Raw genomic sequence first — 25,917 nt, 5'->3', positions numbered from 1 at the left:
CCGATGAAAGCCCATACTGCCTACGGTCAGCGCCTGCTTCGCGGGCAAGCCCCTTCGTACGAGCGCCTGCAGGCGCGCCTGGCCGGCGACGGCAGCGAACCCCACGACCAGCCGCGTGCCGTGCACTGCGGCTGGGGCCGCCTGCTGATCGGCCACACCTACCCTGACTCGGCCGTGCTCGCCGAGGCGCTGCTCGACGAACGCCCTGGCGAGCGCGACATCGCCTTGTACGTGGCCGCCCCCCAGCAGGTGCTGGCCCAAGCCCCACAGCAACTGTTCCTCGACCCGTCGGACACCCTGCGCCTGTGGTTCACCGACTACCGCCCGGCGCAACGGGTGTTCCGCGGCTTTCGTATCCGCCGGGCGCAGGCCGAGGCCGACTGGCAGGCGATCAACGCCCTGTACCAGGCTCGCGGCATGCTGCCGGTCGACCCCGAGCTGCTCACCCCGCGTCACCTCGGCGGGCCGGTGTACTGGCTGGCCGAGGACGAAGACACCGGTGCGGTGATCGGCAGTGTCATGGGGCTGAACCACGACAAAGCCTTCGACGACCCGGAGCATGGCTGCAGCCTGTGGTGCCTGGCGGTCGACCCGCAGTGCAGCCGCCCGGGCGTCGGCGAGGTGCTGGTACGCCACCTGATCGAGCACTTCATGAGCCGCGGCCTTGCCTACCTCGACCTGTCGGTGCTGCACGACAACCGCCAGGCCAAGCGCCTGTACCAGAAGCTGGGGTTTCGCAACCTGCCGACCTTCGCCGTCAAGCGCAAGAACGGCATCAACCAGCAGCTGTTCCTCGGCCCCGGCCCCGAGGCCGAACTCAACCCCTATGCCCGGATCATCGTCGACGAAGCCTTCCGCCGGGGCATCGAGGTGCAGGTGGACGATGCCGCCGCCGGCCTGTTCACCCTGAGCCTCGGCGGGCGCCGGGTCCGGTGCAGGGAATCGTTGAGTGACCTGACCAGCGCGGTGAGCATGACCCTCTGCCAGGACAAGCGCCTGACCCAGCACACCCTGCAGGCCGCCGGCCTGCAGGTGCCGGTGCAACAGCTGGCGGGCAATGCCGACGACAACCTGGCCTTTCTCGAAGAACACCACGCAGTGGTGGTCAAGCCAGTGGATGGCGAGCAAGGCCAGGGCGTGGCAGTCGACCTGCGCAGCCATGAGGAGGTCAGCCAGGCCATCGAGCAGGCTCGCCGCTTCGACAGCCGCGTGCTGCTGGAGAGCTACCACCCGGGGCTGGACCTGCGCATCGTGGTGATCGGCTTCGAAGTGGTCGCCGCGGCGATCCGCCATCCGGCCCAGGTGATCGGCGACGGCAAGCACAGCATCGGCGCGCTGATCGAAGCCCAGAGCCGTCGGCGCCAGGCTGCCACCGGTGGCGAGAGCCGTATCCCGGTGGACGAGGAAACCGAGCGCACCCTGCGCGCCGTGGGCCTTGACTATACGAGCGTGTTACCGGCCGGCCAGCGCCTGGCCGTGCGCCGCACCGCCAACCTGCACACCGGCGGCACCCTGGAGGACGTCACCGAGCGCCTGCACCCAGTGCTGGCCGATGCCGCGGTACGCGCCGCCCGTGCCCTGGACATCCCAGTGGTGGGCCTCGACCTGATGGTGCGCGACGCCAGCCAGCCGGACTACGTGATCATCGAGGCCAACGAACGGGTCGGCCTGGCCAACCACGAACCGCAACCTACCGCCGAACGCTTCGTCGACCTGCTGTTCCCGCACAGCCGGCCGCTGGCCTGACGCACGCTTGCAGGAGCAGCCTTCGTGGGAGCGGCCCTTTCGCGACACAAGGCCGCTCCCACGAAGTGCCCCCTCCACAGGCGTCAGCCATGCATCACCCAGCCCATGCCAACAGAGGAATGGACATGCCGGACCGACATCCCGAACCCGACCTGGACTACCTGAAGAAAGTCCTCCTGGAGATGCTCGCCATCCCCAGCCCTACCGGCTTCACCGACACCATCGTGCGCTATGTGGCCGAACGCCTGGACGAGATGGGCATCCCCTTCGAGCTGACCCGCCGGGGCACCATCCGTGCCACCGTCAAGGGCCGGCAGAGTTCGCCCGACCGCGCCGTCTCGGCGCACCTGGACACCATCGGCGCCAGCGTGCGCCAACTGCTCGACAACGGCCGCCTGGCCCTGGCGCCGGTAGGCTGCTGGTCCAGCCGCTTCGCCGAAGGCAGCCGGGTCAGTGTGTTCACCGACACCGGCGTGTACCGGGGCAGCGTGCTGCCGCTGATGGCCAGCGGGCATGCCTTCAACACCGCCATCGACCAGATGCCGATCAGTTGGGAGCACGTGGAAGTGCGCCTGGACGCCTACTGCACCACCCGCGCCGACTGCGAGGCGCTGGGCATCGCCATCGGCGACTTCGTCGCCTTCGACCCGCTGCCAGAGTTCACCGAGAGCGGCCACATCAGTGCCCGACACCTGGACGACAAGGCCGGCGTGGCGGCGCTGCTGGCGGCGCTCAAGGCCGTTGTGGAGAGCGGCCGCCAGCCGCTGATCGACTGCCACCCGCTGTTCACCATCACCGAGGAGACCGGCTCCGGCGCCGCCGCGGCGCTGCCCTGGGACGTCAGCGAATTCGTCGGCATCGACATCGCCCCGGTGGCACCGGGCCAGGCCTCCAGCGAGCATGCGGTGAGCGTGGCCATGCAGGACTCCTCCGGGCCCTACGACTATCACCTGTCGCGCCATCTGCTCAAGCTCGCCGCCGACCAGGACCTGCCGGTGCGCCGCGACCTGTTCCGCTACTACTTCAGCGATGCCCACTCGGCGGTGACTGCTGGCCACGACATCCGCACCGCCCTGGTGGCCTTCGGTTGCGACGCCACCCACGGCTACGAGCGTACCCACATCGACAGCCTGGCAGCGCTCAGCCGCCTGCTGACCGGCTACCTGCTCAGCCCGCCGGTGTTCGCCAGCGACTCGCAACCGGCCAATGCCTCCCTCGAGCGCTTCAGCCACCAGTTGGAGCACGACGCGCAGATGGAAAGCGATACCCGGGTCCCGGCGGTGGACAGCCTGCTGGGCAACAAAAGCTGATGTCCCGGCGGGTTTGGCGTAGCATGGCGGCATTCATGAACGAACCCTGCCCGCCATGCTGATCCCCTACGACCAACTGCAAGCCGAAACCCTGACCCGCCTGATCGAGGACTTCGTCACCCGCGACGGCACCGACAACGGTGACGACACGCCGCTGGAAACCCGCGTGCTGCGAGTACGCCAGGCCCTGGCCAAGGGGCAGGCATTCATCCTGTTCGACCCCGAGAGCCAGCAGTGCCAACTGCTGGCCCGGCATGAGGTGCCGCGGGAGTGGCTTGAGTAGCGGGGAAGCGGTTGGCTCGCTCAATACGGTCAGACAAGACTTCGAATTGCCATTTGGGGCCGCGAATAGCCCCCTGTCAGCCATCAGACTGCCGCTCGACCTTTTCCTTGATGCGCCTGTAGACCTCCGCCCGATGCACCTGGACCTGGCGCGGCGCACTGATGCCGAAACGCACCACACCGCCATCGATCGCCATGATCTTGAGCTGGATGTCGTCACCGATGTTGATGACCTGCCCGACTTCGCGCCCTATAACCAGCATGATCCGATCCTCCACCCCAAGGGAAAATCGGAGACTGCATCGGGTACATTCGGCCACTCAACACTTCACCCATTAAATAGACGCAGCCTACGCAGACGGGTAACTATCCCTACAGAAATCGCCTGGTTTCAGCCCTGTTGCAGCCGTGGCCCGAACACGATGATGGTCGCCCCGACGACGCACAGCAGTGCGCCGATCCAGTCGCTGCCCAGTGGCCGCGCCCGCTCCACCAGCGCCAGCCAGAGCAGCGAGGAGACGATGTAGATACCGCCATAGGCGGCGTAGGCCCGACCGGCATAGGCGGCCTCGACGCGGGTGAGGATCAGCCCGAACAAGGTCAGGCTGACCAGCGCCGGCAGCAGCCACCAGGCACTCTTGCCCAGCCGCAGCCACAGGTAGAAGGCATAGCAGCCGGCGATCTCGAACATCGCCGCCAGGAAGAACCACAGGTAATTGATCACGCCAGGCACCCTTGCCAGTCCAAAGCGGCGCACAGCATACCTGATCGAGCGCCCTGGCCAGAGCGTCCGGTTCGCGCAAGGTACGCTCCAGCACCGGTCAGCCAGGGTCCTTGGGGCTGCGTTGCAGCCCATCGCGGGCAAGCCCGCTCCCACAGGGATAGCGCTGATCTGAAGAATGGCCCACCTCCCTGGGAGCCTGATCTGAAGAATGCCCCACATCCCTTGTGGGGCTTGCCGGCGATGGGCCGCACAGCGGCCCCAAGATACATCAGGTACCACTACGCCCCTTGGCCCGCATCTTCGCCGCCATGTCGGCCATCTCGTCATACAGCCGCGCCGGCGCCTGGCGCTTCAACTCCCAGGCCTGGCGCCCAGCCTCATGGGGCAGGATGAGAAACACCCCAGCGGCCACCTGGGCATGGATGTAGTCGGCGATCTCGGCGGCGCTGATCGGCGAACCCTCCAGCAGCTTGCCGACCTGGGCCTTCATGGCCGGGTTCGGCCCACGGAAGGAGTCGAGCAGGTTGGTCTGGAAGAACGATGGGCACACCACATGCACCGCCACGTCCAACGCGCGCAACTCGACCAGCAGGCTCTCCGAGAGGGCCAGCACGCCGGCCTTGGCCACGTTGTAGTTGCTCATCCCCGGCCCCTGCATCAGCGCAGCCATGGAGGCGATGTTGACGATCCGCCCCTTGCTGCGCTCGAGCAGCGGCAGGAAAGCCTTGCAGCCCTTGACCACGCCCATCAGGTTGACCGCGATCTGCCAGTCCCAGTCCTCCAGGGACAGCTCGGCGAAGAAACCGCCCGAGGCCACCCCGGCGTTGTTGACGATCACGTCGATGCCGCCGAACTGCTCCTCGCAGGCCTGGGCCAGGGCGGTGAGCTGGCTGTAGTCGCGCACGTCGCAACGCTGGGCGAAACCGTCGCCACCGGCCTCGCGGACCCGTTCGAGGGTCTGGCGCAGCCCGGCCTCGTTGACGTCTGCCAGCGCCAGGCGCCAGCCATCGCGGGCCCAGCGCAGGGCAATCTCGCGGCCGAGGCCGGAGCCGGCTCCGGTGATCATGATGCGGTCGTGCATGGTGGCAAGCCTTGTGCTGACAGGTGATGGAGGGAGTCTATACAAGGCCTGGCGTGCAGGGCGCTGCTATCAGGCTGGTGAATGCAGGAGCATGGCTGCAGAGCAGCCCCAACTGACCGCAAATGGAATCTTTAGCCATCGCCCCCAGTCGGAATTATCAAGAGGCCAGCATTCCGAGGCCCTTGACCCTCAACCACGCAAGGACTCCGCCATGACCACGATCCTCATCATCATCCTGATCCTGCTGTTGATTGGTGGCTTACCGGTCTTTCCTCACTCGCGCAGTTGGGGCTATGGCCCCTCCGGCATCATCGGCGTGGTGCTGGTGATCCTGCTGGTGCTGTTGTTGCTGGGCATGATCTAGAAAAGAAAAAGCCGCAAGCCAGTGCACCAGGCACTCGCTTGCGGCTTGCCGTCAGGCCTGCGCTATCAGTGGGAGACGGCGCCGGAGGCCCCCAGGCCAGTCTGCGAACGCACGAACTGCGGGAAGAACAGCGCACGCTCTTCGTCGGCGGCCTTGGACTTGTCGGTGACCGAGAAGAACCAGATGCCGATGAAGGCGATGATCATGGAGAACAGCGCCGGGTACTCGTACGGGTAGATCGCCTTCTCGTGGCCGAGGATCTGCACCCAGATGGTCGGGCCGAGGACCATCAGGCCCACCGCGCTGACCAGGCCCATCCAGCCGCCGATCATGGCGCCACGGGTGGTCAGTTTCTTCCAGTACATCGAGAGCAGCAGCACCGGGAAGTTGCAGCTGGCAGCGATGGAGAAGGCCAGACCGACCATGAAGGCGATGTTCTGGTTCTCGAACAGGATGCCCAGGCCGATCGCCAGCACGCCCAGGGCGATGGTGGTGATCTTCGACACGCGGATCTCGTCCTTGTCGTTGGCCTTGCCCTTGCGCCAGACGCTGGCGTACAGGTCATGGGACACCGCCGAGGCACCGGCCAGGGTCAGGCCCGCGACCACCGCCAGGATAGTGGCGAAGGCCACCGCCGAGATGAAGCCGAGGAACACGCTGCCACCCACGGCGTTGGCCAGGTGCACCGCTGCCATGTTGTTACCGCCGATCAGGGCGCCGGCGGCGTCCTTGAAGTCCGGGTTGGTGCTGACCAGCAGGATCGCGCCGAAGCCGATGATGAAGGTCAGGATGTAGAAGTAGCCGATGAAGCCAGTGGCGTAGAGCACGCTCTTGCGCGCTTCCTTGGCGTCGCTGACGGTGAAGAAGCGCATCAGGATGTGCGGCAGGCCGGCGGTACCGAACATCAGCGCCAGGCCCAGGGAGAACGCCGAGATCGGGTCCTTGACCAGGCCGCCCGGGCTCATGATCGCCTCACCCTTGGCGTGCACCTTGATCGCTTCGGAGAACAGGGTGTTGAAGTCGAAGCCCACGTGCTTCATCACCATCAGCGCCATGAAGCTGGCACCGGAGAGCAGCAGCACGGCCTTGATGATCTGTACCCAGGTGGTGGCCAGCATGCCGCCGAACAGCACGTACAGGCACATCAGGATACCCACCAGGATCACCGCGACGTGGTAGTCCAGGCCGAACAGCAGCTGGATCAGCTTGCCGGCACCGACCATCTGGGCGATCAGGTAGAACGCCACCACCACCAGCGAGCCAGAGGCCGACAGGGTGCGGATCTCCTTCTGCCCAAGGCGGTACGAGGCCACGTCGGCGAAGGTGTACTTGCCCAGGTTGCGCAGGCGCTCGGCGATCAGGAAGAGGATGATCGGCCAGCCGACCAGGAAGCCGATCGAGTAGATCAGGCCGTCGTAGCCGGAGGTGAACACCAGGGCGGAAATCCCCAGGAAGGAGGCCGCCGACATGTAGTCGCCGGCGATCGCCAGGCCGTTCTGGAAGCCCGTGATACGGCCGCCGGCGGCATAATAGTCGGACGCCGACTTGTTACGTTTGGAGGCCCAGTAGGTAATCCCCAGGGTGAAGCAGACGAAAGCCAGGAACATGACGATCGCCGAGACGTTGAGCGGCTGCTTGTGCACCTCGCCGGTCAGGGCGTCGGCGGCCCACACGGCGGGTGCGAAGGCACCGAAGGCCAGCACGGCCAAGGCTTTGGTTTGGCGGATCATTGCTGCGCCTCCTTGAGGATTTCCTTGTTCAGCTCATCGAACTCGCCATTGGCGCGACGCACGTAGATGGCGGTGAGGATGAATGCCGAGACGATCAGGCCGACGCCCAGGGGGATACCCCAGGTGATCGACGAGCCGACACTGAGCTTGGCGCCCAGTACCTGCGGACCGTAGGCGATGAGGAGGATGAAGGCACAGTACAGGCCGAGCATGATCGCCGAGAGGATCCAGGCGAAACGCTCGCGCTTGGTGACAAGTTCCTTGAAGCGCGGACTGTTCTGTATCGATTGGTAGATGCTGTCGTTCATTGTTTTTGTCCTAGCAGCAACACAAATAAGGGAGAACCCGCCCTTACTTTATGCTGCCGATGGACACCAACCAGACGACCTTAGTCTTAGATGAGAAACTGTTTTGCAGGATCGGTAACAACCTGGGGGGCACAGCAAGGCCCAAGGCCGGCCAGGTAGGGCTTTGTCATGCCGGGGCCGCTTCGCGCCCCATCGCCGGCAAGCCGGCTCCCACATGGCCCCTGCAAACCGCATCATATGTGGTCGACTCGGTCCCTGTGGGAGCCGGCTTGCCGGCGATGGGCGCGAAGCGGCCCTGGATGATCGCTCAATACCAGCCGATCACTTGCCGGTCCACGCCTTCACCCGCTCCGGGTGCTTGGCCACCCAGTCCTTGGCCGCCGCCTCGGGCTTGGCGCCTTCCTGGATCGCCAGCATCACCTCGCCGATCTCGTCCTTGGACTGCCAGTGGAAGTTCTTGAGGAACTCGACCACTTCCGGTGCCTTGCTCGCCAATTCCTTGCTGCCGATGCTGTTGACCGTCTCGGCAGCGCCATACACGCCCTGTGGGTCTTCGAGGAACTTGAGCTTCCACTTGGCGAACATCCAGTGCGGCACCCAGCCGGTCACGGCGATGGACTGCTGCTTGGCATAGGCACGCCCGAGCTCGGCGGTCATCGCCGCACCGGAGCTGGCCTGCAGCTTGTAGCCGTCCAGGGCGTAGTCCTTGATCGCCTGGTCGGTCTTGAGCATCACGCCGGAGCCGGCGTCGATGCCGACGATCTTGTGCTTGAAGCTGTCATCGGTCTTGAGGTCGCCGATACTGGCGGCCTTGACGTACTCGGGCACGATCAGGCCGATCTTGGCATCCGTGAAGTTGGGGCCGTAGTCGACCACCTTGTCCTTGTTCTTGGCCCAGTATTCGCCGTGGGTCACCGGCAGCCAGGCCGACAGCATGGCGTCGAGCTTGCCGGTGGCCACGCCCTGCCACATGATGCCGGTGGCGACGGGCTTGAGGTCCACGTCATAACCGAGTTTCTGCTTGATCACTTCGGCGGCCACGAAGGTGGTCGCCACGCTGTCGGACCAACCATCCACGTAACCTATGCTCACTTGCTTGGCCATCGCCTGCGCAGCGCTCATGGCCAATACCAGGGCTGTCCCCACGCCCAGGAAACGTCGCATTTTCATCAAAGCATCCCCTCGTCAGGTCTCGGAAACTGCATCATCAACCTGCCACACGAGGCGACCTGCTCTGTCAGCGACCTTCACCGAACAGTAAGCGACAGCATTTCGCCATTAACGCCAGATCGCCCCGCCAGCCTGCGCGATCCTTGCATGCCTGCGGCCCGCTGCCCAGGCAAAATCATCACTTTGCGCTATGTTCCACAGAACGAGCATTGCCGCGCCGTAGACCTTCGCGGCAACATCTGGTGCAACAAATGGCGGGGCGATGGGCAACTTTGCCCTGTTCGTTGCGGTCCTAGGCTCGTCATCGCTTCGCCTTGCCGATCTCTTTGGGGGAATTCATGCTTCGACCCTTGCGCCTCGCCGCCCTGCTCGGCGGCCTGCTCCTGGCTGCGGCCGCCTCGGCGCGGGATATCGACGCCGCCAGCTACGGCTACCCCTTGACCAACCCGTTCGAGGCGACCATCGCCACCACGCCGCCGGACCAACGCCCTACCCTGCCCAGCGACGAGGACATCACCCAGGCCGACTACAGCCTGAACCTGCGCCCGGAGCGAACCTTCAACCTACCGGCCAACTTCTGGCCGGTGAAAAAGCTCAAGTACCGCCTGGCCCGCCAGGACCGCGAGGCGCCGCTGATCTTCATCATCGCCGGCACCGGCGCGCCCTACACCAGCACCATCAACGAATACCTGAAGAAGCTGTTCTACCAGGCCGGCTACCACGTGGTGCAATTGTCGTCGCCCACCAGCTGGGACTTCATGAGCGCCGCCTCGCGCTTCGCCACCCCTGGCATCAGCAGCGAGGATGCCGAGGACCTGTACCGGGTCATGCAGGCCGTGCGTGCCCAGCATCCGCGCCTGCCGGTCAGCGATTTCAACCTCACCGGCTACAGCCTCGGCGCCCTCGACGCCGCCTTCGTCAGCCACCTGGACGAAACCCGGCGCAGCTTCAACTTCAAGCGTGTGCTGCTGCTCAACCCACCGGTCAACCTGTACACCTCGGTCAGCAACCTGGACAAGCTGGTGCAGACGCGGGTCAGGGGCATCGACCGCAGCACCACCTTCTACGAGCTGATGCTGGAAAAGCTCACGCTCTACTTCCAGGAAAAGGGCTACATCGACCTCAACGAAGCCTTGCTCTACGACTTCCAGAAGTCCCGTCAACACCTGTCCAACGAACAGATGGCCATGCTGATCGGCACCTCGTTCCGTTTCTCGGCGGCCGACATCGCCTTCACCTCCGACCTGATCAACCGTCGTGGGCTGATCACCCCGCCGAAGTACCCGATCACCGAGGGTAGCAGCCTCACGCCGTTCTTCAAGCGTGCCTTGCAGTGTGATTTCGAGTGCTACATGACCGAGCAGGTGATCCCCATGTGGCGCGCCCGCACCGACGGCGGCAGCATCCTGCAACTGATCGACCAGGCCAGCCTCTACGCCCTGGAGGACTACCTGCGCCAGAGCACGAAGATCGCCGTGATGCACAACGCCGACGATGTCATCCTCGGCCCCGGCGACATCGGCTTTCTGCGCAGGGTGTTCGGCGATCGCCTGACCCTGTACCCCCATGGCGGCCATTGCGGCAACCTCAACTACCGCGTCAACAGCGACGCCATGCTGGAGTTCTTCCGTGGTTAACAAACTGCTGCTCGTCACCGCCCTGTTCGCCGCCGGCAATGCCCTGGCGGCGGAGACCGCGCCACGGACCAGCGTGGTCGAGGCCGACCCGATCGACACACCGGCCGTGGAAACCGACGGCTTCCTCGATCCACTGCGCGAGCTGAAGTTCAACCCCGGGCTCGACCAGCGCGAGTTCGAGCGCTCGACCCTGACCGCACTGAACGTCTATGACCCGCTGGAGTCGATGAACCGGCGCATCTACCACTTCAACTACCGCTTCGACCAGTGGGTGATGCTGCCGGTGGTGGACGGCTACCGCTATGTCACCCCGCGCTTCGTGCGCACGGGGGTGAGCAACTTCTTCAACAACCTGGGCGACGTGCCCAACTTGTTCAACAGCCTGCTGCAGCTCAAGGGCAAGCGCTCGGCGGAAATCACCGCACGGCTGATGTTCAACACCATCATCGGCGTCGGCGGGCTATGGGACCCAGCCACGAAGATGGGCCTGCCACGGCAGAGCGAGGACTTCGGCCAGACCCTGGGCTTCTATGGCGTCCCCAACGGACCGTACATCATGCTGCCGATCCTCGGGCCGTCGAACCTGCGCGATACCGCCGGGCTGGTGGTGGACTACGTGGGCGAGCAGGAGGCCAACTTCCTCAATGTGGCCGAGGCCAGCAGCGACCACCCGGAGATCACCGTGTTGCGCGCGGTGGACAAGCGCTACACGACCAACTTCCGCTATGGGCAGCTCAACTCGCCGTTCGAGTACGAGAAGGTGCGGTACGTGTATACCCAGGCGAGGAAGCTGCAGATCGCCGAGTAAGGCGCCGCCCTGTTCGCCTGGGGCGTGAAGCGGCCTCAAGGCCGCTGGCCCGGCAGCTACCCCGCCAGCCCCAGGAACTGGCACAGCTCCCGTCGCTTGGCCAGGGCATCCTTGCGCCCCAGTTCGATCAATTCGCTGCAATAGCTGGCCTCGAACAGCAGGTAGCTGAGCACCCCTGCCCCGCTGGTACGGGTCGCGCCCGGCCCACGCAGGAACAGGCGCAACGCCGCCGGCAGCTCGCGCCGATGCCGCGCGGCGATCTCGTCCAGCGGCTGGCTGGGCGCCACCACCAGCACCTCGATCGGCGCCAGCCCCAGGCGTCGGGCGTCGAGGTGGGCCGGCAACAGGTGGCTCAGGTGGTTCAGGCGCTGGAGCAGCTCGATATCGTCCTCCAGGCTGTCGATGAAGGTGCTGTTGAGCATGTGCCCACCGATCTGCGCCAGGCTCGGTTGCTGGCCGCTGAAGACCCGCTGGGTCGGCAAGGGAGGCGCGGGCCGCTGTGGGTTGCCGCTGACCCCGACCACCAGCACGCGGCTGGCGCCCAGGTGCAGCGCCGGGCTGATCGGTGCCGACTGGCGCACCGCACCGTCGCCGAAGTACTCCTCGCCGAGCTTGACCGGGGCGAACAGCAGCGGGATCGCCGCGCTGGCCAGCAGGTGCTCGATGGTCAGGGCCGTCGGCAGGCCGATACGCCGGTGGCGCAGCCAGGGCTCGATGGCGCCACGGCCCTGGTAGAACGTCACCGCCTGGCCGGACTCGTAGCCAAACGCGGTGATGGCGACAGCCCGCAGTTGCCCGGCGGCCAGGGCATGGGTGATGCCGTCCAGGTCCAGGTGCGACTGCAGCAGCGAGCGCAGCGGGCTGCTGTCGAGCAGGGCCACCGGCACCTGGCCCCCCAGGCCCAGCAGGTTGTGGCTGACGAAGCGGCTGGCCTGGCGGATCACCCCGGGCCAGTCGCTGCGCAGCACCAGGTGGCTGCGAAAGTGCTGCCAGAAGGCGGTGAGCCGCTGAACCGCCTCAGTGAAACGGGTGGCGCCACTGGCCAGGGTCACGGCATTGATGGCACCTGCCGAGGTGCCGACGATCACCGGGAAGGGGTTGGCCGCACCGGCTGGCAGCAGCTCGGCGATGCCGGCCAGCACACCGACCTGGTAGGCGGCGCGGGCACCGCCGCCGGAGAGAATCAGGCCGGTGGTGGGGGGTGAAGCCATCGAATGCCTCCCTGGTGGGGTGTCAGTACCGAAGCCAGTCAGCCATGACGCTCAACTGCCATTTAGGGCCGCTTCGCGCCCCATCGCCGGCGCAGGCCACGCATCTCAACGCTTCTTCTTGTCATACAGCCGCGCCTCCCCTGGCGGTCGCGACTTGAAGCGCCGGTGCGCCCACAGGTACTGCTCGGGGCACTCGCGCAGCACGCTTTCGACCCATTGGTTGATCCGCAGGCAATCGGCCTCTTCGCTCTCGCCGGGGAAGTCCGCCAGCGGCGGGTGGATCACCAGGCGGTAGCCGCTGCCGTCTTCCAGGCGCTTCTGGGTGAAGGGAATCACCCGAGCCTTGCCCAGGCGGGCGAACTTGGTGGTGGCGGTGACCGTCGCTGCCGGAATGCCGAACAACGGCACGAACAGGCTCTGCTTGGCGCCGTAGTCCTGGTCCGGGGCGTACCAGATCGCCCGGCCGGCGCGCAGCAGCTTGAGCATGCCGCGTACGTCCTCGCGCTCCACCGCCAGGGAGTCGAGGTTATGGCGCTCGCGGCCGCTGCGCTGGATGTAGTCGAACACCGGGTTGCCATGCTCGCGGTACATGCCGTCGATGGTATGGGCCTGACCCAGGAGCGCGGCGCCGATCTCCAGGGTGGTGAAGTGCACGGCCATGAGGATCGCGCCCTGCCCTTCGCGCTGGGCATCCTGCAGGTGCTCCAGCCCTTCGATGTGGGCCAGGCGTGCCAGCCTGGCCTTGGGCCACCACCAGCTCATGGCCATCTCGAAGAAGGCGATGCCGGTGGAGGCGAAGTTTTCCTTCAGCAAACGCTGCCGTTCGTCGCCGGACAGTTCAGGAAAACACAGCTCCAGGTTGCGGGCGGCGATACGCCGACGCTCGCCGGCCACCCGGTACATCAGCGCGCCCAGGGCACGGCCGAGCCACAGCAGGGCGCGGTACGGCAACTGGGCCACCAGCCACAGCAGGCCGAGCCCCAGCCACAGGCCCCAGAATCGCGGGTGAAGGAAAGAGGGACGAAAACGCGGGCGTTCCATTGAAGCTTCCGGAAAGACAAAGGTGGGCATTCTACATCGGTTGCGGCCAACGGGTCTTATCGCTATAAGTCAGGGCACTTTTTCCGCAACAAGCCGTCTATGCAGACCATGAGCCTCAACCAGACACCCGATATCGCCTCCGTGTTCCAGCTCAAGGGCAGCATGCTTGCCATCACCGTGCTGGAACTCGCGCGCAACGACCTCGAAGCCCTCGACCTGCAACTGGCGGCGAAAGTGGCCCAGGCCCCCAATTTCTTCAGCAACACGCCGCTGGTGCTGGCCCTGGACAAGCTGCCGGCCGGCGAAGGGGCGATCGACCTGCCCGGGCTGATGCGCATCTGTCGCCATCACGGCCTGCGCACCCTGGCGATCCGCGCCAACCGCATCGAGGACATCGCCGCGGCGATCGCCATCGACCTGCCGGTGCTGCCGCCTTCCGGTGCCCGCGAGCGGCCGCTGGAGCCCGAACCCGAGGTGAAGAAGCCCGAGCCCGCGCCAGCCCCCCCGGCAGCGCCGGAGCCCGAGGTGCGCCCCACGCGCATCATCACCTCGCCAGTGCGCGGCGGCCAGCAGATCTACGCCCAGGGCGGCGACCTGGTGGTGACCGCTTCGGTCAGCCCGGGTGCGGAACTTCTCGCCGATGGCAACATCCATGTGTACGGCGCCATGCGTGGCCGCGCCCTGGCCGGCATCAAGGGCAATACCCGGGCGCGTATCTTCTGCCAGCAGATGACTGCGGAACTGGTGTCCATCGCCGGCCAGTACAAGGTCTGCGAAGACCTGCGCCGCGACCCGTTGTGGGGGGCCGGCGTGCAGGTCAGCCTGTCTGGCGATGTGTTGAACATCACCCGTCTTTAACGGATACTGCCGCCATTTTTAGCGCAACTTTTTTGCTGTTGCCGTTTTTCGTATTTGCAGGGACTCGCGTCCCGTTTATTTAGGGGTGAAACACCTTGGCCAAGATTCTCGTGGTTACTTCCGGCAAGGGGGGCGTGGGCAAGACCACCACCAGCGCCGCTATCGGTACCGGCCTCGCACTGCGTGGCTACAAGACAGTCATCGTCGACTTCGACGTCGGCCTGCGTAACCTCGACCTGATCATGGGCTGCGAGCGCCGCGTGGTGTACGACTTCGTCAACGTCGTCAACGGCGAGGCCAACCTGCAGCAAGCCCTGATCAAGGACAAGCGCCTGGAGAACCTCTACGTCCTGGCCGCCAGCCAGACCCGCGACAAGGACGCGCTGACCCAGGAAGGCGTCGAGAAGGTCCTGATGGAACTGAAGGAAACCTTCGACTACGTGATTTGCGACTCCCCGGCAGGTATCGAGAAAGGCGCCCACCTGGCCATGTACTTCGCCGACGAAGCGATCGTCGTGACCAACCCGGAAGTTTCCTCGGTACGCGACTCCGACCGCATGCTGGGCATCCTCTCGAGCAAGTCGCGCCGCTCCGAGAACGGCGAGGAGCCGATCAAGGAACACCTGTTGATCACCCGTTACCACCCCGAGCGCGTCAGCAAGGGCGAGATGCTCAGCATCGCCGATGTCGAGGAGATCCTGGCCATCAAACTCAAGGGCGTGATCCCCGAATCCCAGGCCGTACTCAAGGCCTCCAACCAGGGCATCCCGGTCATCCTGGATGACCAGAGCGATGCCGGCCAGGCGTATAGCGACACGGTCGACCGTCTGCTGGGTAAAGAGAAGCCACTGCGGTTCATCGATGTGCAGAAGCAAGGATTCTTCGCGCGCCTGTTTGGAGGCAAATAAACCATGAACCTTTTTGACTTCTTTCGTGGCAGACAGAAACAGAGCAGCGCGTCGGTAGCGAAAGAGCGTCTACAGATCATCGTGGCGCACGAGCGAGGCCAGCGCAGCGAGCCGGACTACCTGCCAGCCCTGCAAAAAGAACTGCTCGAAGTGATCCGCAAGTATGTGAACATCGGCAACGACGACGTGCACATCGAGCTGGAGAACCAGGGCAGTTGCTCGATCCTCGAGCTGAACATCACCCTGCCCGACCGCTGATCCAGCGCTTCCGGGCACACCGCGATCCCTGTGGGAGCGGCCTTGTGCCGCGAACGGGCCGGTACCGGCGCCATCCTCCACGGCGCCTACCGGCCCGTTCGTGGGCAAGCCCGCTCCCACAGTGCTTTAGAGAACCTGCGACAATGCCGCTGTCGAACATCCAGATCCTCCACGAGGACGCCGCCATCCTGGTGGTCAACAAGCCGACCCTGCTGCTGTCGGTGCCGGGCCGTGCCGAGGACAACAAGGACTGCCTGATCACCCGCCTGCAGGAGAACGGCTACCCCGACGCCCTGATCGTCCACCGCCTGGACTGGGAGACATCCGGGATCATCCTGCTGGCCCGCGATGCCGACAGCCATCGCGAGCTGTCGCGCCAGTTCCACGACCGCGAGACCGAGAAAGCCTACACCGCCCTGTGCTGGGGGCAGCCGGCGCTGGACAGTGGCAGCATCGACCTGCCCCTGCGCTACGACCCGCCGACCAAGCCGCGCCATGTGGTGGATCACGAGCAGGGCAAGCATGCCCTGACCTTCTGGCGCATCCTCGAGCGCTGCGGCGACCATTGCCGGGTCGAGCTGACCCCGATCACCGGGCGCTCGCACCAGTTGCGCGTGCACATGCTGTCGATCGGGCACCCGTTGCTGGGCGACCGTCTGTATGCCAACCCCGAGGCCTTGGCGGCTCATGAGCGGCTGTGCCTGCATGCGAGCATGCTGGGCTTTACCCACCCGGTTTCCGGTGAACGATTGAAATTCGAGTGCCCGGCACCTTTTTAAGCTGCAAGAAAAAACCAGAGCGGATCGCGTTGGTGCTTGCTCCGGTGGGCGCTCTTGCTTGAAGCTTGAAGCTTGCAGCTCGATTTGTTGGAGTGAGTTATGCGCGATTCCCTGAATGCCGGCCTGATCGATTTCCTCAAGGCCTCCCCCACGCCCTTCCATGCCACCGCGAGCCTCGCCCTGCGCCTGGAGGCCGCTGGTTACCAGCGCCTGGACGAGCGTGACAGCTGGGCCACGGTGCCCGGCGGGCGCTATTACGTGACCCGCAACGACTCCTCGATCATCGCCATCAAGCTCGGCAAGCATTCACCGCTGCTGGGTGGCATCCGCATGGTCGGCGCCCACACCGACAGCCCGTGCCTGCGGGTCAAGCCACAACCCGAGCTGCAGCGCCAGGGTTTCCTGCAACTGGGCGTGGAAGTCTATGGGGGTGCACTGCTGGCGCCTTGGTTCGACCGCGACCTGTCGCTGGCCGGGCGGGTCACCTTCCGCCGCGATGGCAAGGTCGAGAGCCAGTTGGTGGACTTCAAGCTGCCGATCGCGATCATTCCCAACCTGGCCATCCACCTCAACCGTACCGCCAACGAAGGCTGGGCGATCAACCCGCAGCACGAACTGCCGCCGATCCTCGCCCAGGTCGCCGGCGACGAGCGAGTCGATTTCCGCGCCCTGCTCACCGAGCAACTGGCCCGCGAGCACCAGCTCAACGCCGATGTGGTGCTGGACTACGAGCTGAGCTTCTACGACACCCAGGACGCCGCACTGGTCGGCCTGAACGGCGACTTCATCGCCGGTGCCCGCCTGGACAACCTGCTGTCGTGCTACGCCGGCCTGCAGGCGCTGCTGGCCGCCGACAGCGACGAGACCTGCGTGCTGGTGTGCAACGACCATGAGGAAGTCGGCTCGTGCTCGGCCTGCGGCGCCGACGGCCCGATGCTCGAGCAGACCCTGCAGCGCCTGCTGCCGGACGGCGACGACTACGTACGCACCATCCAGCGCTCGCTGCTGGTCTCGGCCGACAACGCCCATGGCGTGCACCCCAACTACGCCGACAAGCACGACGGCAACCATGGGCCCAAGCTCAACGCCGGGCCGGTGATCAAGGTCAACACCAACCAGCGCTACGCCACCAACAGCGAGACCGCGGGCTTCTTCCGCCACCTGTGCATGGCCGAAGAGGTACCGGTGCAGAGCTTCGTGGTGCGCAGCGACATGGGCTGCGGCTCGACCATCGGCCCGATCACCGCCAGCCACCTGGGCGTGCGCACGGTCGACATCGGCCTGCCGACCTTCGCCATGCACTCGATCCGCGAGCTGTGCGGCAGTCACGACCTGGCGCACCTGGTGAAGGTGCTGACGGCGTTCTACCGTAGCCGCGAGTTGCCCTGAAGCATCACGGTGCCTGGGCTGGCCTGCCCGCAAACAGGCCAGCCCAAGCCGCACAGCAGCCTCCTACCTGCCCTCGATCAATCCTCCCGGCAAGCCAAACCGCTATGCTTAGGACATGGCCCCCCATACAGAAGGATCCCTGTCCATGTCGCCGTTCCTTTCCCTGTTCCTGCCGGTCTTCGCTGGCCTGCTTCTGCTGACCATCGGCTTCAGCCTGCGCGAGCGCAACATCGGCGTGCTGATGATGTGGATCGGCACCCTCGGCATGATCGGCATCATGTGCTGGAAGATCCTCGAGAAACTGGCCTGAGAAACCTCTACACTCGGGCAATCGTTTGACCTGAGGTAGATTTCCCGGTGCCTGCCCTCCTGCGTTGCCTGACCCTGCTGCTGTTCCTGTTCATCGCCCCGGTGCAGGCCGCTGGCCTGCCCGGTCTGCTCGGCTCTAGCGCGCCAGCGCAGCCCGAAGCCACCGAGCCGCTGGGCAAGTCGCTGGACGAGGTGATCAAGACCCTGGAGAACGACCAGCAGCGGACCAAGCTGCTGAGCGACCTGAAGAAGCTGCGCGACGCCACCCGGCAATCGCAACCGCCCGCCGAACAGGGCGTGCTCGGGTTGATCGGCGGCGCCCTGCATGACCTGGAAAAACAGTTCAGCGGCGATGCCAGCCCATTCCGCCGCTGGTCCCTGGAGATCGACCAGGCCCAGTCGGAACTGACCGCGCTGGTGGTGCCGGTACACCAATGGCCGACGATCCTGTTCGGCTTCGCCGCGATCATCGCGGTGTGGAGCCTGCTGGCCTACCTGTTCAACTGGATCGGCCACCGGGTGCGCCTGCGCTTCGGCCTGACCGAGGAACTGCCGCAACACCCGCGCACCTGGGACCTGGTGCGCTTCGCCCTGCGCAAGCTCGGGCCATGGCTGGTGGCCCTGGTGTTCACCGTGTACTTGAGCTTCGCCCTGCCGCCGTCACTCGGCAAGTCGCTGGCCATGGTCCTGGCCTATGCCCTGGTGGTCGGCACCTGCTTCTCGGCGATCTGCGTGATCGCCTTCTCCCTGCTGGACGGCCCGCACCGCCACCGTGCCTTGTACATCCTGCGCCGCCAGGCGTTCCGCCCCTTGTGGCTGATCGGTAGCTTCGCCGCCTTCGGCGAGGCGATGAGCGACCCGCGCATGACTACCGCGCTGGGCAGCCACCTGGCACATTCCCTGGCGACCCTGGCCAACGTCCTGGCGGCGCTGTGCACCGGGCTGTTCATCCTGCGCTTCCGCCGGCCGATCGCCCACCTGATCCGCAACCAGCCCCTGTCCCGGCGCCTGACCCGTCGCACCCTCAGCGATACCATCGAGATCCTCGGCAGCTTCTGGTTCGTGCCGGCGCTGATCCTGGTGGCCATCTCGCTGTTCGCCACCTTCGTCTCCGCCGGCGACACCAGCACGGCCCTGCGCCAGTCGCTGATGTGCACGGTGCTGGTGGTGGTGTGCATGGTGCTCAACGGCCTGGTGCGCCGCCAGGCCAACAATCCCAAGCGGGCCAGCCGGCGCCAGGCAGTGTATGCCGAGCGCCTGCGCAACTTCGGCTATGCCCTGGTGCACCTGTTCATCTGGCTGGTGTTCATCGAGCTGGGCCTGCGGGTCTGGGGCCTGTCGATGATCGACTTCGCCGAGGGCGAGGGGCATGAGGTCAGCCTGCGCCTGTTGGGCCTGGCCGGTACGCTGATCGTCGCCTGGCTGGTGTGGATCCTCGCCGACACCGCCGTGCACCATGCCCTGGTGCGGTCGCGCCGGGGCATGGCCAATGCCCGGGCGCAAACGATGATGCCGCTGATCCGCAACGTGATGTTCGTGGCCATTTTCATCATCGCGGTGATCGTCGCCCTGGCCAACATGGGCATGAACGTCACGCCCCTGCTCGCCGGTGCCGGCGTCATCGGCCTGGCCATCGGCTTCGGTGCGCAGTCGCTGGTGGCCGACCTGATCACCGGCCTGTTCATCATCATCGAAGACTCCCTGGCCATCGACGACTACGTGGACGTCGGCGGCCACCTGGGTACCGTCGAAGGCCTGACCATCCGCACCGTGCGCCTGCGAGACATCGACGGCATCGTGCACACCATTCCGTTCAGCGAGATCAAGAGCATCAAGAACTACTCGCGGGAGTTCGGCTACGCCATCTTCCGCGTGGCCATCCCCCACAGCATGAACATCGACCAGGCCATCACGCTGATTCGCGACGTGGGGCAGAAACTGCGCAACGACCCGCTGATGCGCCGCAACATCTGGTCGCCGCTGGAGCTGCAGGGGGTGGAGAGCTTCGAGTCAGGGTCGGCGATCCTGCGAGCGCGGTTCAAGACCGCACCGATCAAGCAGTGGGAAGTGTCGCGGGCGTTCAACCTGGCGCTCAAGCGGCAGTTGGACGAGGCCGGGCTGGACCTGGCGACGCCGCGCTTGTCGGTGCAGGTGGTGACGGCCGGCGGCGGCGCAATGAGCGAGGCCGCAGGTGCCGGCAGCTAGGGCCGCTTCGCGCCCCATCGCCGGTAAGCCCACAGGAACCACACGGCCCTTGAGGTCGGCGCCGAACGTGTGGGAGCCGGCTTGCCGGCGATGTGCTGCAAGGCAGCCCCTTCCCTACCCCGCCTGCGCCCGGATGCGGATCGCATCATGTCGCCAATACTCCAGGTCGCAATCGATCAGGTGCCCATGCTGGTCACTGTTGACCCGGGTGATATGCAACCCCGGGCTGCCGACCGACACTTTCAAGGCACTGGCCGCCGCCACCGGCAGGGCCGTCGGCAGGATCTCGAAGCACACCTGGCCATAGGCGATGCCGTACGCCCGGCCATAGATCTCGGTCAGCGACTGGCTCAGGTCCTGTTCAAGAATCCCGGGGAAGTAGCGCGGGTCGAGATAGTGCTCGGCATACAGCACCGCCCGCCCATCGATGCGCCGCAGCCGGCAGATGCGCACCACGCTGGACAACGCTGGCAGGCGCAATCGCGCGCAGATGGCCGCCGAAGCCGGCTGCAGGCGCGCTGACAACAGCTCGGTGCTCGGCACCCGCCCCTGGTCGCGGACCATGGCGTGGAAGTGGCTGCGTTCGATCAGGTCGTAGGTCAGCCGCTGCGGGGCGACGAACCAGCCCCGCCGCTCCTCGCGATAGATCAGGCCCTGGGCCTCCAGTTGCACCAACGCCTCACGCAGGGTGATGCGGGTGGTGTCGAACACCTCGCTGAGCTTGCGTTCGGCCGGCAGCTTGCCGCCTGGCGCCAGCAGGCCGTGTTCGATCTGCTCCTGCAAGGCATGGCAGATGGCTGTTACCGCGCGCGGTGGCGTCGACTGCATCGATGGTTACCTATCTGGACTAGTCCAGCCCCAGAACAGGGCAGTTGGAGAATAGTGCAAGCCTAGGCACGGCCGATGAACATCCTGTGACAAAGGCATCCCCAAGCCCCTTGCCAGAACCGAACCAGGCCTTGGGAATCAAGGCCTTCGATCTGGTCTACGCTGTAGTTCCAAGGTCGCTGGCATACCGGGCCAGCGAGGCGCTTACATCAAACTGTCACGCAACGGGCCTACCTTGGCTCAAGGTTTGCTGACCTAGACCAAAGGTTCGCACGCAAGGTTTTCTCCCTGACGACTGCAAGGCCCCCACCAAAGGAGCTTCGGATGAAAAAGTTCTTCATGGCGTCACTGCTCGGCTCGGCCATCGCCCTGTGCACCTCGGCCATGGCCGCCGATACCGACCTCAAGGCCCTGGAAGAGGCCGCCCGCAAGGAAGGCGCGGTCAACAGCGTGGGCATGCCGGATGCCTGGGCCAACTGGAAAGACACCTGGGCAGACCTGGCCAGCAAGTACGGCCTCAAGCACAGCGACACCGACATGAGTTCGGCCCAGGAAATCGCCAAGTTCGAGGCCGAGAAGGACAACGCCAGCGCCGACATCGGTGACGTCGGCGCCGCCTTCGGCCCGATCGCCGTCGCCAAGGGCGTGACCCAGCCGTACAAGCCGAGCACCTGGGACCAGGTCCCAGCCTGGGCCAAGGACAAGGATGGCCATTGGGCCCTGGCCTATACCGGCACCATCGCCTTCATCATCAACAAAGACCTGGTCAAGGAAGACGAACGCCCGAAAACCTGGCACGACCTGGAAAAAGGCAAGTACAAGGTCGCCATCGGTGACGTCGGCACCGCCGCCCAGGCCGCCAATGGCGTGCTGGCCGCCGCCATCGCCTACAAGGGCGACGAAAGCAACATCGCCCCTGGCCTGCAGCTGTTCACCAAGCTGGCCCAGCAGAAGCGCCTGTCGCTGGCCAACCCGACCATCCAGACCCTGGAGAAGGGCGAGGTGGAGGTTGGCGTGGTGTGGGACTTCAACGGCCTGAGCTATCGTGAACAGATAGATCCCAAGCGCTTCGAGGTGCTGATCCCGTCCGACGGCTCGGTGATTTCCGGCTACACCACGCTCATCAACAAGTACGCCAAGCACCCCAACGCCGCCAAGCTGGCGCGCGAGTACATCTTCAGCGATGCCGGGCAGACCAACCTGGCCATCGGCCACGCCCGCCCGATCCGCGCCGAGCACCTGAAGCTGCCGGCCGAGGTACAGGCCAAGCTGCTGCCCAACGACCAGTACGCCGCCGCCCAGCCGATCAAGAACGCCGAGGCCTGGGAAGCGACCTCGAAGAAACTGCCGCAGATGTGGCAGGAGCAAGTGATCATCGAGATGGAATGAGGCGGCTGCAAGCTGCAAGCGGCAAGTAAAAGCGGGCCGTGCATAGACCCGCTTCTTCCTGCCGCTTGAAGACCGCAGCTTCAAGCCGTGCGAAAAAAGCGGCCCATCGCACGCCCTGCTTTTACTTGCCGCTTGTAGCTTGCCGCTGAACGGAGCCCCCCATGCAACACAACGTCATCCTGGTCCTGCTCGACGGCCTCAACCACCAGGTGGCCCACCATGCCATGGGCCACCTGCATGCCTACGTCGAGGCCGACCGCGCCGCCCTGTACCGCCTGGAGTGCGAACTGCCGGCACTGTCCCGGCCGTTGTACGAATGCATCCTCACCGGTGTCGCACCGATCGACAGCGGCATCGTGCACAACAACATCAACCGCCTGTCCACCCAACGCAGCGTGTTCCACTATGCCCGCGAAGCCGGGCTGGGTACCGCGGCGGCGGCTTACCACTGGATCAGCGAGCTGTACAACCGCTCGCCGTTCGACCCGCTGCGCGACCGCCACACCCACGCGCCGAAGCTGCCGATCCAGCACGGCCTGTTCTACTACGCCGACCACTACCCCGACTCGCACCTGCTGGCCGACGCCGAGTACCTGCGCCGCCGCCATGCCCCGAACTTCCTGCTGGTGCACCCGATGAACATCGACGACGCCGGCCATCGCCATGGGTTGGACAGCGCCCAGTACCGCAATGCCGCGCGCACGGCCGACATCCTCCTGGCCGACTACCTGCCACGCTGGCTGGAAGAGGGCTACCAGGTGCTGGTCACCGCCGACCACGGCATGAACAACGATCGCTCGCACAACGGCCTGCTGGCCGAGGAACGGGAGGTGCCGCTGTTCGTCTTCGGCGACGCATTCAGCCTTGACCCGGCTGCCAAGCCCCTGCAGACCGAGCTGTGCGGCACCCTCTGCGAACTGCTCGGAGCCCCCCACGACAAATCGCTGTGCCGGGAGCTGCTCAAGTGAATGCCCGCCCTCGAGGCCGCTACCTCGCCCTGCTCTGCCTGTTGCCGTTCGCCGTGTTCTTCGTGATCTTCCAGATCGCCCCGCTGGGCTGGGTCGCCCTCCATAGCCTGCAAGGCGAAAGCGGCTGGGGGTTGGACAACTTCAGCCGGATCTTCGCCTCGAAGTTCTACCTGCAGGCGCTGCAACGCAGCCTGGAAATCAGCTTCTGGTCGAGCCTGTTCGGCATCGTGATCGCCACCCTGGGCGCCTACTCCCTGCGCCAGGTCGACTCGAAGCTGCGCGACTTCGTCAGCGCCTTCGCCAACATGACCAGCAACTTCTCCGGGGTGCCGCTGGCCTTCGCCTTCATCATCCTGCTGGGCTTCAACGGTGCCCTGACCCTGCTGCTCAAGCAGGTCGGCCTGCTGGAGGACTTCAGCATCTACTCCAAGAGCGGGCTGATCCTGGTCTACACCTACTTCCAGATCCCGCTGGGCGTGCTGCTGCTCTACCCGGCCTTCGACGCCCTGCGCGAAGACTGGCGCGAATCCGCCGCGCTGCTCGGTGCCAGCCACTGGCAGTACTGGCGACACATCGGCCTGCCGGTGCTGACCCCGGCGCTGCTGGGCACCTTCGTCATCCTCCTGGCCAATGCCCTGGGCGCCTACGCCACGGTCTACGCCCTGACCACCGGCAATTTCAACGTGCTGCCGATCCGCATCGCCGCCCTGGTGGCCGGCGACATCACCCTAGACCCGAACCTGGCCAGCGCCCTGGCCATGGTGCTGGTGGGGCTGATGACCCTGGTCACGGTGGTCCACCAATGGCTGCTGAGAAGGAGCTACCATGCGCGCTGAACCCCGCGGCAGCCTCTACCACCGGATGGTGGTGTACCTGCTGTTTCTCATCCTGCTGCTGCCGCTGGCCGGCACCCTGCTCTACTCCCTGGCCACCAGTTGGTCGGCGAGCCTGCTGCCCAGCGGCCTGACCTTCAAGTGGTACCTGGCGCTGTGGAGCGAACCGCGCTTCCTCGCCGCCTTCGGCCAGTCACTGCTGGTGTGCGTCGCGGCCCTGGTGCTGTCGGTGCTGTTGATCCTGCCGCTGCTGTTCGTGGTGCACTACCACTTCCCGCGCCTGGATGCACTGATGAACATCCTCATCCTGCTGCCCTTCGCGGTACCGCCGGTGGTGTCCTCGGTGGGCCTGCTGCAGTTGTATGGCAGCGGCCCGATGGCCATGGTCGGCACGCCGTGGATCCTCATCGGCTGCTACTTCACCATCGCCCTGCCGTTCATGTACCGGGCCATCACCAACAACCTCCAGGCGATCAACCTGCGCGACCTGATGGACGCCGCCCAGTTGCTCGGCGCCAGCACCTGGCAGGCGGCATTGCTGGTGGTGCTGCCGAACCTGCGCAAGGGCCTGATGGTGGCGCTGCTGCTGTCGTTCTCGTTCCTGTTCGGCGAATTCGTCTTCGCCAACCTGCTGGTGGGTACCCGCTACGAGACCTTGCAGGTGTACCTGAACAACATGCGCAACAGCAGCGGCCACTTCAACAGCGCGCTGGTAATATCCTACTTCGCCTTCGTGCTGGCGCTGACCTGGGTCGCCAACCGCCTGAACAAGGACAAATCGCAACGATGAGCTTCGTCAGCATCCGCAAACTGCACAAGCGCTATGCCGGCAACCCGGTGTTCCACGACATCGACTGCCAGATCGAGCGCGGCGAATTCGTCACCCTGCTCGGCCCCTCCGGCTGCGGCAAGTCCACCCTGCTGCGCTGCATTGCCGGGCTCACCCCGGTGGACAGCGGCCAGATCCTCCTCGATGGCCACGACCTGGTGCCACTCAGCCCGCAGAAGCGTGGAGTCGGCATGGTGTTCCAGAGCTATGCGCTGTTCCCCAACATGACCGTGGAACAGAACGTCGCCTTCGGCCTGCGCATGCAGAAGATCAAGGCCGGCGAAAGCCAGGCGCGGGTACGCGAGGCCCTGGAGCTGGTGGAGCTGGGCAGTTTCGCCGAACGCTACCCGCATCAGTTGTCGGGCGGCCAGTGCCAGCGCGTGGCCCTGGCCCGCTCGCTGGTGACCCGGCCGCGCCTGCTGCTGCTCGACGAGCCGTTGTCGGCCCTGGATGCGCGCATCCGCAAGCACCTGCGCGAACAGATCCGCGCCATCCAGCGCGAGCTGGGGTTGACCACCATCTTCGTTACCCACGACCAGGAAGAAGCGCTGACGATGTCCGACCGCATCTTCCTGATGAACCAAGGGCGCATCGTCCAGAGCGGCGATGCCGAGACGCTCTACACCGCACCTGTGGACCTGTTCGCCGCAGGCTTCATCGGCAACTACAACCTGCTCGACCCCGACAGTGCCAGCCGCCTGCTGCAACGCCCGGTGGCCAGCCGCCTGGCGATCCGCCCGGAGGCCATCAGCCTGGGCGCGGGCGGCGAGCTGCAAGGCTACGTACGCAGCCACAGCCTGCTGGGCAACGTGATCCGCTACCGGGTCGAGGTTCGTGGCGTGGAACTGGTGGTGGACGTGCTCAATCGCTCGTCCGCCGACCTGCATGCCGACGGGCAGCAGGTAGGCTTGTCGATCGACCCCACGGCGCTACGAGAAGTGGCCTAGGAGAC

The 25,917-nt window shown here is 65.5% G+C and carries 27 protein-coding genes; 18 read left to right on the top strand and 9 right to left on the bottom strand.

Annotation, left to right across the window (positions count from 1 at the left end; translation table 11 throughout):
• Positions 1 to 3: 3 nt before the first annotated feature.
• From ngg to WCE05_RS03570, 3 genes are all read left to right on the top strand, one after another.
• On the top strand, positions 4 to 1,746 hold the full coding sequence (gene ngg, locus WCE05_RS03580; protein WP_368815447.1) for an N-acetylglutaminylglutamine synthetase: 1,743 nt from the start codon (positions 4 to 6) through the stop codon (positions 1,744 to 1,746).
• Between the two features lie 125 nt (positions 1,747 to 1,871).
• Positions 1,872 to 3,056, top strand: a complete 1,185-nt coding sequence (locus WCE05_RS03575; protein ID WP_225788242.1) for an osmoprotectant NAGGN system M42 family peptidase — start codon at positions 1,872 to 1,874, stop codon at positions 3,054 to 3,056.
• 55 nt (positions 3,057 to 3,111) lie between these two features.
• Positions 3,112 to 3,339 (top strand): YheU family protein, encoded by a 228-nt coding sequence (locus WCE05_RS03570; protein WP_225788243.1) that lies wholly within the window; start codon positions 3,112 to 3,114, stop codon positions 3,337 to 3,339.
• Between the two features lie 76 nt (positions 3,340 to 3,415).
• Here WCE05_RS03570 and csrA read toward each other — a convergent pair whose 3' ends face one another.
• The 3 genes from csrA to WCE05_RS03555 all read right to left on the bottom strand — a co-directional run bounded on the left by csrA (position 3,416) and on the right by WCE05_RS03555 (position 5,143).
• Entirely contained in the window at positions 3,416 to 3,601 is a 186-nt protein-coding gene (gene csrA / locus WCE05_RS03565) for a carbon storage regulator CsrA (protein WP_368815446.1), read from the bottom strand.
• Positions 3,602 to 3,729: 128 nt separating this feature from the next.
• Positions 3,730 to 4,062: a YnfA family protein gene (locus WCE05_RS03560; RefSeq protein WP_225788245.1), complete on the bottom strand. Its 333-nt coding sequence runs from the start codon at positions 4,060 to 4,062 to the stop codon at positions 3,730 to 3,732.
• Between the two features lie 268 nt (positions 4,063 to 4,330).
• Positions 4,331 to 5,143, bottom strand: coding sequence for an SDR family oxidoreductase (locus WCE05_RS03555; protein ID WP_225788246.1), 813 nt, complete (start codon positions 5,141 to 5,143; stop codon positions 4,331 to 4,333).
• A gap of 211 nt (positions 5,144 to 5,354) precedes the next feature.
• Between WCE05_RS03555 and WCE05_RS03550 the strand changes: the two genes are divergently transcribed.
• Positions 5,355 to 5,507, top strand: a complete 153-nt coding sequence (locus WCE05_RS03550) for a DUF3309 family protein (RefSeq protein ID WP_003252624.1) — start codon at positions 5,355 to 5,357, stop codon at positions 5,505 to 5,507.
• Between the two features lie 65 nt (positions 5,508 to 5,572).
• On the opposite strand, the gene WCE05_RS03545 is transcribed toward WCE05_RS03550, so the two are convergent.
• From WCE05_RS03545 to WCE05_RS03535, 3 genes are all read right to left on the bottom strand, one after another.
• Positions 5,573 to 7,237, bottom strand: coding sequence for a cation acetate symporter (locus WCE05_RS03545; RefSeq protein WP_225788247.1), 1,665 nt, complete (start codon positions 7,235 to 7,237; stop codon positions 5,573 to 5,575).
• On the bottom strand, positions 7,234 to 7,545 hold the full coding sequence (locus WCE05_RS03540; RefSeq protein WP_225788248.1) for a DUF485 domain-containing protein: 312 nt from the start codon (positions 7,543 to 7,545) through the stop codon (positions 7,234 to 7,236). The genes WCE05_RS03545 and WCE05_RS03540 overlap by 4 nt, the downstream gene beginning before the upstream one ends.
• A 321-nt stretch (positions 7,546 to 7,866) precedes the next feature.
• Complete coding sequence (locus tag WCE05_RS03535; protein ID WP_225788249.1) at positions 7,867 to 8,715, bottom strand: glycine betaine ABC transporter substrate-binding protein; 849 nt, start codon at positions 8,713 to 8,715, stop codon at positions 7,867 to 7,869.
• 338 nt (positions 8,716 to 9,053) lie between these two features.
• Here WCE05_RS03535 and WCE05_RS03530 point away from each other — a divergent pair, with 338 nt between their 5' ends.
• A complete protein-coding gene (locus WCE05_RS03530; RefSeq protein WP_253167954.1) occupies positions 9,054 to 10,352 on the top strand; it encodes a serine/threonine protein kinase in 1,299 nt (432 codons plus the stop codon).
• Positions 10,345 to 11,160, top strand: coding sequence for a VacJ family lipoprotein (locus WCE05_RS03525; protein ID WP_225788251.1), 816 nt, complete (start codon positions 10,345 to 10,347; stop codon positions 11,158 to 11,160). The genes WCE05_RS03530 and WCE05_RS03525 overlap by 8 nt, the downstream gene beginning before the upstream one ends.
• A 56-nt stretch (positions 11,161 to 11,216) precedes the next feature.
• Here the strand turns inward: WCE05_RS03525 and WCE05_RS03520 are convergent, their stop codons facing one another.
• A complete protein-coding gene (locus WCE05_RS03520; RefSeq protein ID WP_253102429.1) occupies positions 11,217 to 12,371 on the bottom strand; it encodes a patatin-like phospholipase family protein in 1,155 nt (384 codons plus the stop codon).
• A gap of 105 nt (positions 12,372 to 12,476) precedes the next feature.
• On the bottom strand, positions 12,477 to 13,412 hold the full coding sequence (locus WCE05_RS03515) for a lipid A biosynthesis lauroyl acyltransferase (RefSeq protein WP_225788253.1): 936 nt from the start codon (positions 13,410 to 13,412) through the stop codon (positions 12,477 to 12,479).
• A 99-nt stretch (positions 13,413 to 13,511) separates the two neighbouring features.
• On the opposite strand from WCE05_RS03515, the gene minC reads away from it, so the two are divergent.
• The 7 genes from minC to WCE05_RS03480 all read left to right on the top strand — a co-directional run bounded on the left by minC (position 13,512) and on the right by WCE05_RS03480 (position 20,118).
• On the top strand, positions 13,512 to 14,270 hold the full coding sequence (gene minC / locus WCE05_RS03510) for a septum site-determining protein MinC (protein ID WP_225788254.1): 759 nt from the start codon (positions 13,512 to 13,514) through the stop codon (positions 14,268 to 14,270).
• A 95-nt stretch (positions 14,271 to 14,365) separates the two neighbouring features.
• Positions 14,366 to 15,178 (top strand): septum site-determining protein MinD, encoded by an 813-nt coding sequence (minD, locus tag WCE05_RS03505; protein ID WP_225788255.1) that lies wholly within the window; start codon positions 14,366 to 14,368, stop codon positions 15,176 to 15,178.
• A 3-nt stretch (positions 15,179 to 15,181) separates the two neighbouring features.
• On the top strand, positions 15,182 to 15,436 hold the full coding sequence (gene minE / locus WCE05_RS03500) for a cell division topological specificity factor MinE (RefSeq protein ID WP_021782476.1): 255 nt from the start codon (positions 15,182 to 15,184) through the stop codon (positions 15,434 to 15,436).
• 143 nt (positions 15,437 to 15,579) lie between these two features.
• The gene (locus WCE05_RS03495; RefSeq protein ID WP_225788256.1) at positions 15,580 to 16,215 is read left to right on the top strand and encodes an RluA family pseudouridine synthase; all 636 of its coding nucleotides are present in this window, start codon (positions 15,580 to 15,582) and stop codon (positions 16,213 to 16,215) included.
• A gap of 99 nt (positions 16,216 to 16,314) precedes the next feature.
• Positions 16,315 to 17,604, top strand: a complete 1,290-nt coding sequence (locus WCE05_RS03490) for a M18 family aminopeptidase (protein ID WP_225788257.1) — start codon at positions 16,315 to 16,317, stop codon at positions 17,602 to 17,604.
• Between the two features lie 145 nt (positions 17,605 to 17,749).
• Positions 17,750 to 17,914 (top strand): hypothetical protein, encoded by a 165-nt coding sequence (locus tag WCE05_RS03485; RefSeq protein ID WP_225788258.1) that lies wholly within the window; start codon positions 17,750 to 17,752, stop codon positions 17,912 to 17,914.
• A 47-nt stretch (positions 17,915 to 17,961) separates the two neighbouring features.
• Positions 17,962 to 20,118 (top strand): mechanosensitive ion channel family protein, encoded by a 2,157-nt coding sequence (locus tag WCE05_RS03480; RefSeq protein ID WP_225788259.1) that lies wholly within the window; start codon positions 17,962 to 17,964, stop codon positions 20,116 to 20,118.
• Between the two features lie 114 nt (positions 20,119 to 20,232).
• Here the strand turns inward: WCE05_RS03480 and WCE05_RS03475 are convergent, their stop codons facing one another.
• Complete coding sequence (locus tag WCE05_RS03475; protein WP_225788260.1) at positions 20,233 to 20,946, bottom strand: UTRA domain-containing protein; 714 nt, start codon at positions 20,944 to 20,946, stop codon at positions 20,233 to 20,235.
• Positions 20,947 to 21,270: 324 nt separating this feature from the next.
• On the opposite strand from WCE05_RS03475, the gene WCE05_RS03470 reads away from it, so the two are divergent.
• The 5 genes from WCE05_RS03470 (at position 21,271) to WCE05_RS03450 (ending at position 25,912) form a co-directional block, all read left to right on the top strand.
• Positions 21,271 to 22,335: an ABC transporter substrate-binding protein gene (locus WCE05_RS03470; RefSeq protein WP_225788261.1), complete on the top strand. Its 1,065-nt coding sequence runs from the start codon at positions 21,271 to 21,273 to the stop codon at positions 22,333 to 22,335.
• Positions 22,336 to 22,496: 161 nt separating this feature from the next.
• Positions 22,497 to 23,303 (top strand): alkaline phosphatase family protein, encoded by an 807-nt coding sequence (locus WCE05_RS03465; protein WP_225788262.1) that lies wholly within the window; start codon positions 22,497 to 22,499, stop codon positions 23,301 to 23,303.
• Entirely contained in the window at positions 23,300 to 24,139 is an 840-nt protein-coding gene (locus WCE05_RS03460) for an ABC transporter permease subunit (protein WP_225788263.1), read from the top strand. Before WCE05_RS03465 ends, WCE05_RS03460 begins: the two co-directional genes overlap by 4 nt.
• On the top strand, positions 24,129 to 24,926 hold the full coding sequence (locus tag WCE05_RS03455) for an ABC transporter permease (protein ID WP_225788264.1): 798 nt from the start codon (positions 24,129 to 24,131) through the stop codon (positions 24,924 to 24,926). Before WCE05_RS03460 ends, WCE05_RS03455 begins: the two co-directional genes overlap by 11 nt.
• Positions 24,923 to 25,912, top strand: coding sequence for an ABC transporter ATP-binding protein (locus WCE05_RS03450; RefSeq protein ID WP_225788265.1), 990 nt, complete (start codon positions 24,923 to 24,925; stop codon positions 25,910 to 25,912). The genes WCE05_RS03455 and WCE05_RS03450 overlap by 4 nt, the downstream gene beginning before the upstream one ends.
• The last annotated feature ends 5 nt before the right edge of the window (positions 25,913 to 25,917 follow it).

The sequence above is a fragment of the Pseudomonas sp. I2 genome, from assembly GCF_040984075.1.
In the GTDB taxonomy this organism is placed as follows: domain Bacteria; phylum Pseudomonadota; class Gammaproteobacteria; order Pseudomonadales; family Pseudomonadaceae; genus Aquipseudomonas; species Aquipseudomonas guariconensis_B.
Note: the sequence above shows the minus strand (reverse complement) of the source record. Positions and strands in the feature narration are given on the sequence as shown.

Bases quoted from the DNA above. Each gene is read 5' to 3' on its own strand.
- WCE05_RS03520 (WP_253102429.1), bottom strand. From the start codon at position 12,371: ATGGCTTCACCCCCCACCACCGGCCTGATTCTCTCCGGCGGCGGTGCC.
- csrA (WP_368815446.1), bottom strand. From the start codon at position 3,601: ATGCTGGTTATAGGGCGCGAAGTCGGGCAGGTCATCAACATCGGTGAC.
- WCE05_RS03475 (WP_225788260.1), bottom strand. From the start codon at position 20,946: ATGCAGTCGACGCCACCGCGCGCGGTAACAGCCATCTGCCATGCCTTG.
- ngg (WP_368815447.1), top strand. From the start codon at position 4: ATGAAAGCCCATACTGCCTACGGTCAGCGCCTGCTTCGCGGGCAAGCC.
- WCE05_RS03470 (WP_225788261.1), top strand. From the start codon at position 21,271: ATGAAAAAGTTCTTCATGGCGTCACTGCTCGGCTCGGCCATCGCCCTG.
- WCE05_RS03550 (WP_003252624.1), top strand. From the start codon at position 5,355: ATGACCACGATCCTCATCATCATCCTGATCCTGCTGTTGATTGGTGGC.
- WCE05_RS03515 (WP_225788253.1), bottom strand. From the start codon at position 13,412: ATGGAACGCCCGCGTTTTCGTCCCTCTTTCCTTCACCCGCGATTCTGG.
- WCE05_RS03455 (WP_225788264.1), top strand. From the start codon at position 24,129: ATGCGCGCTGAACCCCGCGGCAGCCTCTACCACCGGATGGTGGTGTAC.
- WCE05_RS03530 (WP_253167954.1), top strand. From the start codon at position 9,054: ATGCTTCGACCCTTGCGCCTCGCCGCCCTGCTCGGCGGCCTGCTCCTG.
- WCE05_RS03535 (WP_225788249.1), bottom strand. From the start codon at position 8,715: ATGAAAATGCGACGTTTCCTGGGCGTGGGGACAGCCCTGGTATTGGCC.
- WCE05_RS03575 (WP_225788242.1), top strand. From the start codon at position 1,872: ATGCCGGACCGACATCCCGAACCCGACCTGGACTACCTGAAGAAAGTC.
- WCE05_RS03495 (WP_225788256.1), top strand. From the start codon at position 15,580: ATGCCGCTGTCGAACATCCAGATCCTCCACGAGGACGCCGCCATCCTG.
- WCE05_RS03485 (WP_225788258.1), top strand. From the start codon at position 17,750: ATGTCGCCGTTCCTTTCCCTGTTCCTGCCGGTCTTCGCTGGCCTGCTT.
- WCE05_RS03545 (WP_225788247.1), bottom strand. From the start codon at position 7,237: ATGATCCGCCAAACCAAAGCCTTGGCCGTGCTGGCCTTCGGTGCCTTC.
- WCE05_RS03555 (WP_225788246.1), bottom strand. From the start codon at position 5,143: ATGCACGACCGCATCATGATCACCGGAGCCGGCTCCGGCCTCGGCCGC.
- minE (WP_021782476.1), top strand. From the start codon at position 15,182: ATGAACCTTTTTGACTTCTTTCGTGGCAGACAGAAACAGAGCAGCGCG.
- WCE05_RS03465 (WP_225788262.1), top strand. From the start codon at position 22,497: ATGCAACACAACGTCATCCTGGTCCTGCTCGACGGCCTCAACCACCAG.
- minC (WP_225788254.1), top strand. From the start codon at position 13,512: ATGCAGACCATGAGCCTCAACCAGACACCCGATATCGCCTCCGTGTTC.
- WCE05_RS03570 (WP_225788243.1), top strand. From the start codon at position 3,112: ATGCTGATCCCCTACGACCAACTGCAAGCCGAAACCCTGACCCGCCTG.
- WCE05_RS03450 (WP_225788265.1), top strand. From the start codon at position 24,923: ATGAGCTTCGTCAGCATCCGCAAACTGCACAAGCGCTATGCCGGCAAC.
- WCE05_RS03540 (WP_225788248.1), bottom strand. From the start codon at position 7,545: ATGAACGACAGCATCTACCAATCGATACAGAACAGTCCGCGCTTCAAG.
- WCE05_RS03490 (WP_225788257.1), top strand. From the start codon at position 16,315: ATGCGCGATTCCCTGAATGCCGGCCTGATCGATTTCCTCAAGGCCTCC.